Source organism: Alteromonas sp. 1_MG-2023 (genome assembly GCF_030547075.1).
Classification (GTDB): domain Bacteria; phylum Pseudomonadota; class Gammaproteobacteria; order Enterobacterales; family Alteromonadaceae; genus Alteromonas.
This window is the reverse complement of sequence record NZ_JAUOQH010000001.1, coordinates 99,858-113,405: the sequence shown is the minus strand read 5'-3', so window position 1 is coordinate 113,405 and position 13,548 is coordinate 99,858. Positions and strand designations below refer to the sequence as shown.

The window sequence follows — 13,548 nt, the reverse complement described above, 5'->3', positions numbered from 1 at the left end:
TTACAGAAGCAGTTTACATAAGCACACTTTGACTTCTGTTCACGCTCTGGTAGTTTAAATCGCGTTTTCAACTTCAACAGCGAATACCATGTATTTGAATTACTTTGGGTTAAGCGATAATCCGTTTTCAATCGCGCCAAACCCCGATTACCTCTATATGAGCCCGCGGCACAAAGAGGCGTTAGCACACCTTACTTTTGGGCTAAGTGAAAGTGGCGGTTTTGTGATGCTTACCGGCGAGGTAGGTACAGGGAAAACCACGGTTTCTCGTAAGTTATTGCAGCAATTGCCTGATAACACCCAAGTAGCAATGATTTTAAACCCTACGCTTTCTGCGCTGGAGTTGCTCGCTACCGTGTGTGATGAACTTGGTTTACAGTACCAAGAAGAGAAAGCCAGCTTAAAATATTTTACTGACTTAATTTTATCTAAGTTGGCAGAAAATCACCAACAGGGCATGAACACTGTGTTGATGGTTGATGAAGCGCAGCATTTATTGCCAGAAGTATTGGAACAATTACGGTTACTCACAAATTTAGAGACCAACCGTGAAAAGCTATTAAAAGTAGTATTAATTGGCCAGCCAGAATTACAGCAACTATTAAAGCGCAACGAGCTCAGACAGCTCGCCCAGCGTATTACTGCACGGTATCATTTGCTGCCACTTACAAGCCTAGAAGTTAGTGCTTACATAGCACATAGGTTAAGTGTAGCGCATGGTGATGTGAGCATCTTTAGTAAATCAACTCTTCGGGCAGTGCATCAAATTACCGGGGGTATTCCAAGGGTTATAAACCTACTTTGTGATAGGGCATTAACCCTTTCTTTCACCAAACAACATGCCGTAGTGCAAAAGCCTATTTTCCTTGCAGCAGCACAGCAAATTCTTGGTGAAGATGTGGTAAGCCAGCGTATGCAGGGCAACCGCAAATGGTGGCTTCTCAGCGCATTTGTGGTGGCTGTGTTCTGTGGTTATGGCCTTGGGGGTTTATATGTCTAATATACTTAGTATTAGTGATCTAAAGCCTGGCATGGTGATAGTTAAGATAACACAGCAGAACGGGCCGGTTAAAATTCGAAAGTCGGGCTTGGTATCTAGCGATGCTATGGTGGAAGGCTTAGCAGAAATGGGTGTTCAGGAAATAGAGATAGATCCTGACCAAACTGTAGAAATTGCGCCTGCAACTACAGCCGGAACTGGACATCGCACCCAAACCCAAGCGCTATTACGTGGCCAGCACGATACCAGCGCAAAGTTCGACAAAACGCTGTCTGACCAATTTAATCGCAGCCTATTTTTGCCTACAGTGCAAGGCTTACCTTCTATGTGGAAGGTGTATGGCAAGGAATTGGCGACTTATACCATTATTGTTACTGGAGGTTTGTGCTTAGGCTTTATGGTTGCCACGCGTGGTGAGTGGTGGCCATCGGTTACTGCATCTGTTGTAGCGTCAATTCAATCAGAAAAATCAACCACTGCTGACGGTGCTGAGATGGCATTACAGACTCCCTCATCAGAATATTTGCCTGAACCCTCGAAAGAGGCCCTGCAAGGGCCTTCTGAGCCTTCAACAAAACCAGGTTCGACAGATTCAAGCGCTTCGCCGAATCAGGTCTCCCCCAACAGTAACCAACCTCAGCAGGGTTCAACTGGGAATGACGAATTAGCTTCTAACAGCGCTCCCGCTCAAGTAGCAGACCCTAGCTTGTTTATTCAAGAAGGGCCTGGACAAGAATCGACTCACTACGCTAGTAGTCCGAGCCAGCAACTAAGTCAACAAAATGGCCAGCCAAACAGCCAGCAGTCTTCAGGAACTGAAAGTAATGAGCCGAACAACGAGGTTGATTTAGCCGCCGCTGAAGAAGAGGGGCGTGTGCTTAACTCTCAAGGTGACCAAGATGACAACAGCATTGAAGTCTCCCCAGAACTGTTAGCTCGCTTTAATCAAGCGGTGGCTGCTCTGGATACTCAAGCCGAAAATGATAGCTTTGAGCCTGAAACGAAAGTGACGGTGAGAGACAACATACAGCGTGTTGATCAGTTACCGGTTCGCTTATTAACGCGATTACCTTCTATGAGCTTCAGTGCTCATATGTACGCGTCGCGACCAGATGATCGTTGGGTAAGAGTGAACGGTATTCAAATGGGTGAAGGCGATTGGATTGACGATAAAGTGCAAATCGTTAATATTGAAGCGCAGCAGGTGGTACTCGGTTTTGAAGAAGAACTCTTTACCATGGCGGCACTTACAGACTGGTAGCCGGCGGAGACAAGAATAATAAAGGGGTTAACTATTGCTGGTAAGCCTAGTGATAGCTTTCAAAAAAATGGCGAAGTATTTCTACTTCGCCATTTTTATATCATATACAAAATTAAGATTTAAGCCCAAGCAGGTTGCTTAGCTTCGTAAGCCGAAATTTTGTCGGTAAGCTCTAAGGTTTGACCGATAGCATCTAACCCTTTTAGCAAGTTGGTTTTATGATGATCGGCAATGTCGAAGCTGAAGCTAGTCTCGCCAAACGACACAGTTTGTGCTGGTAAGTTAACAGTAATCTCAAGAGAAGGGTTAGCTTCAACTGCTGCAAATAACGCGTCCATTTCACTGCTGGCAAGCGCAACCGGTAATAATTGATTGTTAATGCAGTTACCATAAAAAATATCAGCATAGCTGGTGGCAATAATGGTTCTAAAACCAAAATCGTTCAGCGACCATGGAGCATGTTCACGGCTAGAACCACAACCGAAGTTTTCTCGGGTAAGTAGAATACTTGCACCGGCAAACTCAGGCTTGTTCAATGAGAATTCTGGGTTAGGCACTTTTTCTTCTAAATCCAAATATCGCCAATCGTGAAACAAATGCTTTCCGTAACCCGCACGCGTCACACCAGTTAGAAACTGCTTAGGAATAATTTGGTCGGTATCTACGTTCGCTTGGTCTAGCGGTACCGCTGAACCAGTATGTGCGGTAAAACCTTGTGTTGAATCAGACATGGGTTACTCCTGAAAATCTCTAACATCGGCGAAACGGCCAGTAATCGCGGCGGCAGCTGCCATCGCTGGGCTAACCAAATGGGTACGTGCGCCACGACCCTGACGGCCTTCGAAGTTTCGGTTGCTGGTTGATGCACAGCGATCGCCAGCAACAAGTTTGTCGTCGTTCATACCCAAGCACATAGAGCAGCCAGGCAAACGCCATTCAAAGCCTGCATCAGTAAAAATTTTATCTAGCCCTTCTGCTTCGGCTTGTTTTTTCACATGACCAGAACCTGGAACCACAATGGCGGTAACCGAATCGACAACTTTACCGTTTTTAGCAATATGTGCAGCTGCACGTAAATCTTCAATACGACCATTGGTACAAGAACCAATAAACACGTGATTTACGGCAACATCTGCAAGCTTATCGCCAGCTGATAATCCCATATAGCCCAACGCTTTTTTAGCGCTTTCTTTTTCGATAGGATCAGAAAAATCATCTGGGCTAGGCACTGGTGTATCAACACCAATAACTTGGCCTGGGTTTGTACCCCATGTTACTTGTGGTGCAATGTCGGCAGCCTCAAGTTCTACTACTGTGTCGAAGCTTGCGCCTTCTTCAGTGTAAAGGGTTTTCCAATAGGCTACTGCATCTTCCCAATTTTGATCTTTGGGTGCGTATTCACGGCCTTTAAGGTATTCAAACGTGGTGTCATCTGGGGCAATTAAACCAGCTTTAGCGCCAGCTTCAATACTCATGTTACACACGGTCATGCGCTCTTCCATGGTTAAACCAGAAATAGCTTCACCAGCGTATTCAATCACATGCCCTGTAGCGCCTGCGTGACCAATTCTGCCGATAATAGCTAGAATGATGTCTTTCGCAGTAATGCCCACAGGAAGCGCGCCATTAACCTTAATAAGCATGCTTTTCGCACGGCTTTGCTTAAGAGTTTGGGTTGCTAATACGTGCTCTACTTGAGACGTACCTATACCAAATGCCAGCGCACCGAATGCACCATGGGTGGCAGTGTGTGAGTCGCCACATACTACTGTCATGCCTGGTTGAATAAGCCCTAGTTCAGGGCCCATAACATGCACGATACCTTGCTTCTGATGACCAACAGGGAATAACTGAATGCCGTGTTGTTCACAGTTGTTAGCAAGGGTGTGAAGTTGAAGCGCATTTTGTGGGCCGCATGCATCTATTGCTAACGAGCGAGTAGAGATGCTGTGATCCATTGTACCTACAGTGCGCTCAGGGCAACGTACTTTTCGGCCTTTTTCATTTAAGCCAGCAAAAGCCTGAGGCGAAGTTACTTCGTGTATAAGGTGGCGATCGATATAAATTAAGCTGTCTTCGCCTAATTGATCGATAATATGTGCTTGCCACACTTTGTCGTATAAGGTCTTGGCCATGGTGTTAATTACTCCTGCGCCATTAATTGTTTTACTATTTCATCACCGACTTGTGAGGTGGTAGACGCGTTTTCTCGCTTATCATCAGGAAGGAGTTCGCCTGTAAGAACTCCCGCTTCTAATGTAGCAATAACCGCTTTTTCGATGGCATCGGCAGCATCAGTTAGGTTCATGCTGAAACGTAGCATCATGGCTGCTGAAAGTACCTGTGCAATAGGGTTAGCAATGCCTAAGCCTGCAATGTCAGGGGCAGAACCGCCCGCTGGCTCGTACAAGCCAAACCCGTCTTCATTCATGCTAGCAGAAGCTAACAAGCCCATAGAGCCTGTCATCATGGCACATTCATCAGAAACAATGTCGCCAAACAAGTTAGAACACAGCATCACATCAAATTGAGCAGGGTTCTTCATGATTTGCATAGTCGCGTTATCAATATAGATATGATCAAGCTCTACGTCAGGGTAGTCTTTTGCTACTTCTTCAGTTACTTCACGCCACAAGCGGCTGGTCAGTAATACATTGGCTTTATCTACAGAGGTCACTTTACCGCGACGTTTTTGTGCAGCTTCAAAAGCGGCAACCGCAATGCGGCGAATTTCACGCTTGCTGTAACGCATAGTGTCATAAGCGAACTCTTCTTCGCCTTCGCCTTCGCGCCCTTTGGGCTGGCCAAAGTAAATACCACTGGTAAGTTCGCGTACTACCAATACATCTACGCCAGATTTCGCAATGTCTTCACGTAGTGGAGACAAGGCTTCTAACCCAGGATAAATACGGGCAGGGCGTAGGTTACTGAATAAATCAAAATGGCTACGCAATGTTAATAACGCGGCACGCTCTGGGCGCTGCTCTAGCGGTAAGGTGTCCCACTTAGGGCCGCCAATACTACCAAATAAAATGGCATCGGCTTGCTCACAACCTAATAAGGTTTTTGAAGGAAGGGCTTCACCTTCAGTATCGATAGCATAACCGCCGACAGGATACGCTGTGCGGTTAAATGCTACGTTAAATTTCTTTTCTACCGCATCTAAGACCTTGTTGGCCTCTTGCATTACTTCTGGGCCTATACCGTCTCCGGCTAATACGGCAATTGAGAACTGGCTCATTTAAACTCCTGCAACGCGTTCTTGTTGATTTTTCTGCTGGTCAATTTGATCAGCTAAATAAGTGTTGTTTAGTACAAAAATAAGGGCTTTAACACCAGCTTCAACAATATCGGTGGCAAGACCAATGCCGTGGAAACGACGCCCTTTATAAGTGGCGATCACACTCACTTGTGCTAGGGCATCGGCCCCTTCGCCTTTTGAATCTAATTTGAAGTCTACAACTTCAACATCTTCATGGCCCAAGATAGCTCTAATCGCATTGTATGCGGCATCAACCGGACCATTACCAATACTAGATTGGATAATTTCTTCTTCGCCTACTTTTAATTTAACGGTAGCGCTTGGAATAATTTCGCGACCTGAACTGGCTTGTAAGTACATTAATTGATAATGCGCATGGTCATGCTTTTGCTTATCGAAGAACAACAAAGCTTCTAAGTCGTAATCGTAAACTTGGCCTTTTTTGTCAGCCAATTTCAAGAATGCGTCGTACACCGCTTCCAAATCGTAATCTTCTACTTTGTAGCCTAATTCGGTTAAGCGATGCTTAATTACGTGGCGACCAGAGCGAGACGTTAAGTTTAGGTTGTTTTTATTAATACCTACACTTTCCGGTGTCATGATCTCATAAGTATTTTGCGCTTTTAATACGCCGTCTTGGTGAATACCCGATGAGTGACTAAACGCGTTAGCCCCTACAATGGCTTTATTCGCTTGAACCGGCATATTACACAATTGGCTAACCAATTTAGAGGTGCGCGAAATTTCTTGGGAGTTGATGTTTGTATTGATGCCCAACATGGCTTGGCGGGTTTGCAAAATCATTGCAATTTCTTCTAGTGAAGCGTTCCCCGCACGTTCACCAATACCATTAATAGTACACTCAACCTGACGAGCACCTTGCTCTACCGCGGCCAATGAGTTTGCGACTGCTAAGCCTAAATCGTTATGGCAGTGCACAGATATAATCGCTTTATCAATATTTGGAACACGGTTAAACAATTGTTGAATAATACCGCCGAATTCCGTTGGCGTGGTGTAACCAACCGTATCAGGAATATTGACTGTGGTAGCGCCTGCATTAATAGCAGCTTCCACCATGCGGCATAAGTAATCAATGTGGGTACGACCTGCATCTTCACATGAAAACTCTACGTCATCTGTGTATTTACGGGCATGTTTAACTGCCGCAACTGCCATATCGACTACCTCATCGTGAGATTTACGTAATTTAGCACCTACGTGAATTTCTGAAGTGGCGATAAAAGTGTGAATACGAAACTGCTCAGCCACACCAAGAGCCTGACCACACGCATCAATGTCTTTTTCTAACGCACGTGATAAGCCGCATATAACCGAATTTTTAACTTCTTTTGCAATCATTTGTACCGAGCGGAAGTCGCCTGGTGATGAAACAGGGAAACCTGCTTCAATGATATCAACACCTAAACGTTCGAGCGCTAGAGCGATCTGCAGCTTTTCTTTGGCACTTAAGCTTGCAGGTAAGGCCTGCTCACCGTCTCGCAATGTGGTATCAAAGATTTTCACTTGATTTGTCATAACGCTCTCTCGTTTATAAAAGTTAAAAAAAAACCCGTGCTATGCACGGGTTTCTGTGTAATTAATCGCTGGTCGCAATCTACCCGTGCAGTCTTGCTGCCATAAGGAGTAGAGTTAGAAGAAAGCGATTGCGCATCATTTGCGTATTTTCTTTGCCGACCAGTTGATAGCGACAATGTACCCATCAAGGCCTGTAAGGTCAACCTTTGATTCGAATAATGGGTATAAAATTTGGTTATAAATAATGGTTTTTTAAAATTAGTACTTTTATCCTAATTTTAAGTTGTTTCGTGGAATAACATTCCAATAGGTAATGTGAGGGCCGCATTTTGAATTAGTAATAGGATAAAATGACTAATTTGAGGAAAAGTGAGAACGCTCTAGTTTTGCTGGTATACGTTGGCTTATCGAATTTTCCTGTTCAATTTAAGCTATTTTTCCGTTCATTTTTGCTACTGTATACCTACCATATAGTTACCATCTTTGGATACATAAGGCCCCTATGAAACGCTATTTCTGGAAACTCTGCTTATTCTTTTTTCTCATTCCTATTTCGGCGATTTCCTCAGCCGAGGCATACTCTAAATATCTTGATGATTATAAATATCCCTTTAATGTTCTAAATATGTCATTTGTATCCCAAGGGCAAAATTTATCGATGGCCTATATGCACCTTCCGGCTCAGGAAGATAAACCCACGGTATTGCTATTACATGGTAAAAACTTTGCTGGGAGCTATTGGGAAACAACCGCCAATTGGTTACACAAACAAGGTTATGGGGTAGTTATTCCAGATCAAGTTGGGTTTGGTAAATCAAGTAAGCCCGTGAATTATCAATATAGCTTTGCCGCGCTAGCGAATAATACGCGCATGCTCCTTTCGCTGCTTGACCTTGATAATGTGATAGTAACCGGCCATTCAATGGGCGGCATGCTGGCTTCACGGTTCGCATTGTTATTCCCTGAAATGACAAGCAAATTGATATTAATTAACCCGATAGGATTAGAAAATTATCTACATTATGTTGAATACAAAGATGTGGAATTCTTCTATCAGAATGAGCTCGAAAAAACGCCTGACAACATTGTTAGTTATCAAAAGAAAAACTACTACGATGGCGATTGGAATAGTACCTATGCGAAACATGCTAGTTTTCTAACAGGTTGGATTGAAGGTGATGATTGGCCTCAGTTAGCAAAAGTAAGCGCACTTACCTATGACATGATTTTCACACAACCTGTTATTGAAGAGTTCGATGACTTTCAGATGCCCGTTACACTCATTTTAGGCACGCGAGATAGAACAGGGCCTGGCAGAGGCTGGAAAAAAGAAGGCGTTACCAGAGAGTTGGGTCGCTACGATAAGCTAGGGGCTGAAGTGAAGGCACGTAATAGTGCTATTACAGTAAAAGAGTTATCTGGTTTAGGACATTTGCCGCAGATTGAAGCGTTCTCACGCTTTACCCCTGTTTATAGCCAAGCATTGAAGCCAGACGAAAACTGAAGGCAGAAGCTCTGAAAACATAAGCAGGGCTGACTATCTGCTCTGCTTAAATACCGGTTAGGGTAAAGTTTTTCCATTTTATTTGCGTCGATAGGCGCATCTCACGCAAAGACAATGCGCGAGGTGCGCCTTTTGATTTGTGTCGCCACATATGACCACTGCACGCTGATGTCATAATGGCAGTAGTGGGCTTTAACAACTGCATTTTTATGATGGTGTTGGCGTCATTGGTTGCCATTGAGGCGTCCGTTGAATTTATTTCCTCATCCGCGAGTGACGCTTTTTCTAACTGATTGGCCGATGTGTTTTCTAAAATCCGCTCACCATCAAACGTAAACCACCCCAGCTTGTTGGTATGAAGTATATGTCTACTACTATCAACACTGTCTATTGAATCTAATTCTAGATGAATGCCTTCTAACGTACTAACCCCTATAGGAACGACTAAACCGTAGTCAGCGTGTTGCGCATACCATTGCCGCTTTTTATCTTCAGTTTGAGTCATACCTGGGCACTTCCCCGGTTGTTTAATGAACCAACTACCGTTGTGTGCATCGATGTCTAAGGGTGTGGTGTTTGCAATTAAAAAGCGGGCAACACTTCGAATATGATGAGGCAAACCGGCCAATCGGCGGCGTAATATCGATACGTTCGCAGGACCATAATGGGCAATATGAAGTAATTCTCTTTCATAGAGCGCAGTACAAATTTCAGTGAACTGGGGGTGTGAACCACCGAGTTCGCCAGAATCACTGAAAAAGCCTGATTGTGAAGAAGGCGTTTTGCCGTCTGATGTCATAATGCTTGAGTGACTATTAGTAAGATGCCGCGATGGGCTTACGGTATCAGGATTTTTGAATGGTATCCAGATTGGGTTATCTAGTTGTGTTGCATATCCCCGATTACATATCCCCGATTACATAGCTCCGATTATATGGGTTTGCTATCTAGCCAAATTTATAAGTGTCAGGTAATAAGTGTCGTTGTCTGTAAATTAGCGTCCATTTGCCGCTATCTAGAAATGCTATCCAGCGGCGCTAATTGGCGAGTAGCGACAATAAACGCTACTCGCCTAAAAGCTAACTTCTAGGTGTTACCTGGGTAACACTCTAAAATTGACATGTCAGTATCGGATTCATACTGGAATTCAGAAATTCCTGCGGGGCAGAAAAAGCGGTCCCAACATTTCAATTCAGTTACTTCATCGCCAATACGTAAAGTGCCAGAGCCTTGGGTTACTACGCCATAGAAGAATGCACTTTCGTTACGAGCAAACGTACCTTTTACTGAAGCTCTTCGAATAGTAAAGCAGGGCGTTTTATCAGCGCCAATCAATTCTTCAAGGGTATTACCTTGGGCATCTGAAGACATAGTACGTGGCGGACAACGAAACTCTTCGTCCACACTTTCTGGTGGAATAGGCTCGAAGTTAAATACATCTAGGGCTGTTTCAATGTCGCGGCCCATAAATCGTGCTTGTTCAGGAATGACATAACCGCATCGCTCGAATTCGAACCTAACCGCAAGATCCGAAGGCTCCATGATTTCAAGCATCAATATACCTTCGCCTAGCGCATGTGGGCGGCCGCCGGGTATTAAAAATACATCACCAGGTTTTACCGGAATGCGGTCGAAGCAGGATTCAATGGCGTCGATATTTTGCGTTTCAATCCACTCTTTTAATTGTTCACGACTCGGCGGGCGCTGAAACCCAGCGTAAATATAAGGGTCTTCTACGCTATCTCTGGTAGATAAAATAACATAGGCTTCGGTTTTCCCTCTTGGCATACCAAGGCGTTCTTGCGCGAATGCTCTGGTAGGGTGAGCCTGAAAATGTAAGCGCGTTGAGCTGTCTAGGTATTTAACAAGCGGAATGTCATCCATTGTGCGTGCTGTATCACCGTTACTGCCTAAATAATAAGGCTGGTCGTCTAGCAACACATCACGAAACGGAACTTGCTCTCCGTCTTCATTAGGAACTAGCGCTAGGCCTTCTGTAATATGCTCTCGTCCCACGTTTCTTGCTTCAACTGTAGAACCAATCCAGTCTTCTGGAAAGCTAGAATCTTGCGGAGGCTCTTTGCCTGCAATCGCGTCTAGTAACTTACCGCCTTGGTAAGTACGCCAAACCCGATTAGCAGTGAATTTGATTATTTTATTCATACTGGTACTCCTCTAGTTATATCAAAAACACGTGCTGTGACGAGCCTTAATACCTTGTAAAAAATGTGTCGGTAGTTATTCATGTAGATATTCATTTCGCTAAATAAGACCCTATCAATTATAGGGAGCGTAACGTTGTCATGATGCCGTTGTAACTCATATAACTCATGACTAATGCAAAGATGAATATAAGCACTAACAACACGTTGGTAACGGTTGAAAACTTGTATTCCTTCATGAGTGAAGCTTTATTTCCAACGTAGAAAATACTCGCCACCGTTGCAGGCAGTACAAGTGCGCCAAAAGCCTGTGAACTTACCATCACTGCAATAGGCTTAGCATTGAAAATAGGGACGATTAAACCTAGTGACGATATGACTAAAGCAATAATACGGTAACTGGTGCGCTTTAAGTTCGGTTTACGTTCAAAAAAGTCGTCGAGTAGCCATGGAAGTAGCGCCACATTTGGAAATTGAGAGGATATTCCAGCTGCAATTAAACCAATAGTGAATATGGTAACCGCTGCCGCGCCAGCAAGAGGCTCAAGCAAATAAATCATTTGAGTAACGTTAACTAACGTTATGCCCTCTACATATAAAGAGCCTGCCGCTGCTGCCATAATAGACATGCTAACAATAAACATGAGAAAGGCGGAAAACAGAGCATCTCGGTTTTGTATTTTTGCATCGGCTAACGTCCAACCCGCTTCTTTAACCAAAATAGTTCGCAGAATAAATAAGCCAGAGAAAACTGTGGTGCCTACCATTGAGGCGATAACTAAAAACGCACTCTTATCTGGACTGGTATCTGGAATGTTCGGGATCATACCTTGCGCAATGTCCATTGCTGGCGGCATCAGAATAAAAAAGTTTATTAAAAAGCAGACGGCCATCACAGCCACAAAGAGCGCTAAGACTTTTTCAAACACCTCGATTTTACCAATAAGAAAAATCACATATACAAAAGCGATAAAGAACAGTGAGCAGTACAAAGGAGATATACCGCCATCAACAAAGTTTTTAGACCACTCGTAGCAGACATCAGCTAATATCCCCATCACCCCAATTACGCTGCCGGAGATTTGCGTGGTAAGAGCCACAATAAAGAAAAGGCTTACGGCAGGGTGTATGTGCTTTTTAAAAGCTTGCAGGGCAGTTAATCCCGTCGCTAAGGTGAACTTTCCAAATAGGCTAATGAGGAAAAAGGTAATCGCGCAGGAGATAAATATTGTCCAAAGTAAAGACATGCCGTAATCGGCACCGGCTTTTGCCATTGACGTAACGCTACCCGTCCCGACGGTAAAACCAAATAAGAATATCCCAGGTAGGAGTAGCTTAAAAAAGGTCGTAATTTTGTCCATTGTGCAACTACCGTTATTTAATAATTATAAGTAGGTTGCGAGCTTCTTTTGTGACGCTAAGACTTAGGGCAACTTAGGACAAAGAAAGCTCGCTCGAATGTTTAGACAAATGCTCTTGTCACAATATATAACGTGACGAGAAGGCATAGGTGGCCCAGTTGCAAATGGGTAAGTGTGCAACCGGGGCTGGCGAGGCGCTTATTTCAATGGCTAGAGTAAAAAAGCCTTTTGAATAGACGCGTTTATTTAAGCGCTGATAACGCACGAATAACGCCACGCACTTCTGCTAAGCCTTTTAACCGTCCAATACCTGAATACCCAGGATTTACTGTCTTACCAATATCATCCATCATTTGATGGCCATGATCGGGGCGGATAAAAATTTGTTGTTCGGGTGAAATTTGACCATCAGAAGAGCTCGCCTTACGGCGTGTTTCTTCATTCAGAAGTTCATCAATCACTTTCACCATATCGATATCGCTATCTAAATGGCTGGCTTCGTAAAAAGAACGTTGTTCTTCTTTGTCTCGGCTTACTCCACGTAAGTGTGAAAAGTGAATACGAGGGCCAAACTGTTTCGCCATTGCTGGTAAGTCGTTGTCTGGTCGGCTGCTATAAGTGCCAACGCAAAGTGTGATGCCATTAGACGGGCTGGGCTGAGCTTTAAATAGCAGTTCGAGATCATCGGCAGTACAAATAATACGAGGTAACCCAAGCATATCCCTTGGGGGATCGTCTGGATGAATAGCAAGCTTTACCCCCATAGCTTCTGCTTTAGGAAGTACTTTGGATAAAAACGCAAAGAGGTTGTCTCTTAGATTTTGCGTTGTCATGCCTTTATAGTTACCTAGCATGGAACGAAATGCTTCAAGGCCGTAGCTGTCGGTCATTCTGCCAGGTAAACCCGCTATAATATTATTCGTAAGCTTGGTTTTTTCTTCTTCTGACATAGCATCGAAGACGTCTTTCGCTTCGCTTAGCTCTTCCTCGGTATATTCAACTTCGGCGTTTTCGCGCTCAAGAATAAATAAGTCAAAGGCAGCAAATTTCTTTTGGTCGAAACGTAGGGCATATGCGCCACTAGGTAGTTTGAAATTGAGGTCGGTACGTGTCCAATCTATCACTGGCATAAAGTTGTAGCAGATAGTTTTAATACCGCACTGGGCTAAATTTTCCATCGACGTTATCCAGTTATCGATGTATTTTTCATGGCCTGGACGAGCAAGTTTAATATCTTCATGCACGGGAATGCTTTCAACTACACTCCATGTTAGCGGGCTCAACCCTGCCTCGCTTACTTCTATTAATGCTTGATGCTGCTTAATAGCATCTAGTGTCCATACATCACCAGTAGGAATGGTGTGCAGCGCACTAACAATATCAGTTGCACCGGTTTGACGTATTTCTGCAATGGTTACCGGATCGTTTGGTCCAAACCATCTCCAAGATTCACGCATAT

At 44.1% G+C, this 13,548-nt stretch carries 11 protein-coding genes; 3 read left to right on the top strand and 8 right to left on the bottom strand.

The features are described 5' to 3' along the window. Positions 1-88 precede the first annotated feature (88 nt). On the top strand, positions 89-1,000 hold the full coding sequence (locus Q4561_RS00460) for an ExeA family protein (RefSeq protein ID WP_303456497.1): 912 nt from the start codon (positions 89-91) through the stop codon (positions 998-1,000). Further along, a complete protein-coding gene (locus Q4561_RS00455) occupies positions 993-2,261 on the top strand; it encodes a general secretion pathway protein GspB (protein ID WP_303456494.1) in 1,269 nt (422 codons plus the stop codon). The genes Q4561_RS00460 and Q4561_RS00455 overlap by 8 nt, the downstream gene beginning before the upstream one ends. Before the next feature lie 119 nt (positions 2,262-2,380). On the opposite strand, the gene leuD is transcribed toward Q4561_RS00455, so the two are convergent. The 4 genes from leuD to leuA are packed head-to-tail and all read right to left on the bottom strand — an operon-like array spanning position 2,381 to position 7,062. Further along, the gene (gene leuD, locus Q4561_RS00450) at positions 2,381-2,992 is read right to left on the bottom strand and encodes a 3-isopropylmalate dehydratase small subunit (protein WP_303456492.1); all 612 of its coding nucleotides are present in this window, start codon (positions 2,990-2,992) and stop codon (positions 2,381-2,383) included. A gap of 3 nt (positions 2,993-2,995) precedes the next feature. After that, entirely contained in the window at positions 2,996-4,396 is a 1,401-nt protein-coding gene (gene leuC, locus Q4561_RS00445; protein WP_303456490.1) for a 3-isopropylmalate dehydratase large subunit, read from the bottom strand. Positions 4,397-4,404: 8 nt separating this feature from the next. Beyond that, positions 4,405-5,502: a 3-isopropylmalate dehydrogenase gene (leuB, locus tag Q4561_RS00440; protein ID WP_013785249.1), complete on the bottom strand. Its 1,098-nt coding sequence runs from the start codon at positions 5,500-5,502 to the stop codon at positions 4,405-4,407. Next, the gene (gene leuA / locus Q4561_RS00435; protein WP_303456487.1) at positions 5,503-7,062 is read right to left on the bottom strand and encodes a 2-isopropylmalate synthase; all 1,560 of its coding nucleotides are present in this window, start codon (positions 7,060-7,062) and stop codon (positions 5,503-5,505) included. A gap of 502 nt (positions 7,063-7,564) precedes the next feature. Between leuA and Q4561_RS00430 the strand changes: the two genes are divergently transcribed. Beyond that, complete coding sequence (locus Q4561_RS00430) at positions 7,565-8,566, top strand: alpha/beta fold hydrolase (protein WP_303456484.1); 1,002 nt, start codon at positions 7,565-7,567, stop codon at positions 8,564-8,566. A 46-nt stretch (positions 8,567-8,612) separates the two neighbouring features. Here the strand turns inward: Q4561_RS00430 and Q4561_RS00425 are convergent, their stop codons facing one another. The 4 genes from Q4561_RS00425 to uxuA all read right to left on the bottom strand — a co-directional run bounded on the left by Q4561_RS00425 (position 8,613) and on the right by uxuA (position 13,546). Next, positions 8,613-9,365, bottom strand: a complete 753-nt coding sequence (locus Q4561_RS00425) for a hypothetical protein (protein ID WP_303456481.1) — start codon at positions 9,363-9,365, stop codon at positions 8,613-8,615. Positions 9,366-9,652: 287 nt separating this feature from the next. After that, entirely contained in the window at positions 9,653-10,729 is a 1,077-nt protein-coding gene (locus tag Q4561_RS00420; protein WP_303456478.1) for a class I mannose-6-phosphate isomerase, read from the bottom strand. Positions 10,730-10,847: 118 nt separating this feature from the next. Further along, positions 10,848-12,089: an Nramp family divalent metal transporter gene (locus tag Q4561_RS00415; protein ID WP_303456475.1), complete on the bottom strand. Its 1,242-nt coding sequence runs from the start codon at positions 12,087-12,089 to the stop codon at positions 10,848-10,850. 242 nt (positions 12,090-12,331) lie between these two features. Then, complete coding sequence (gene uxuA / locus Q4561_RS00410; RefSeq protein WP_303456472.1) at positions 12,332-13,546, bottom strand: mannonate dehydratase; 1,215 nt, start codon at positions 13,544-13,546, stop codon at positions 12,332-12,334. Positions 13,547-13,548: the final 2 nt, after the last annotated feature.

Coding starts and splice junctions, on each gene's coding strand:
- leuA (WP_303456487.1), bottom strand. CDS start 7,062: ATGACAAATCAAGTGAAAATCTTTGATACCACATTGCGAGACGGTGAG.
- Q4561_RS00415 (WP_303456475.1), bottom strand. CDS start 12,089: ATGGACAAAATTACGACCTTTTTTAAGCTACTCCTACCTGGGATATTC.
- leuD (WP_303456492.1), bottom strand. CDS start 2,992: ATGTCTGATTCAACACAAGGTTTTACCGCACATACTGGTTCAGCGGTA.
- Q4561_RS00455 (WP_303456494.1), top strand. CDS start 993: ATGTCTAATATACTTAGTATTAGTGATCTAAAGCCTGGCATGGTGATA.
- Q4561_RS00425 (WP_303456481.1), bottom strand. CDS start 9,365: ATGACATCAGACGGCAAAACGCCTTCTTCACAATCAGGCTTTTTCAGT.
- leuB (WP_013785249.1), bottom strand. CDS start 5,502: ATGAGCCAGTTCTCAATTGCCGTATTAGCCGGAGACGGTATAGGCCCA.
- Q4561_RS00430 (WP_303456484.1), top strand. CDS start 7,565: ATGAAACGCTATTTCTGGAAACTCTGCTTATTCTTTTTTCTCATTCCT.
- Q4561_RS00460 (WP_303456497.1), top strand. CDS start 89: ATGTATTTGAATTACTTTGGGTTAAGCGATAATCCGTTTTCAATCGCG.
- Q4561_RS00420 (WP_303456478.1), bottom strand. CDS start 10,729: ATGAATAAAATAATCAAATTCACTGCTAATCGGGTTTGGCGTACTTAC.
- uxuA (WP_303456472.1), bottom strand. CDS start 13,546: ATGCGTGAATCTTGGAGATGGTTTGGACCAAACGATCCGGTAACCATT.
- leuC (WP_303456490.1), bottom strand. CDS start 4,396: ATGGCCAAGACCTTATACGACAAAGTGTGGCAAGCACATATTATCGAT.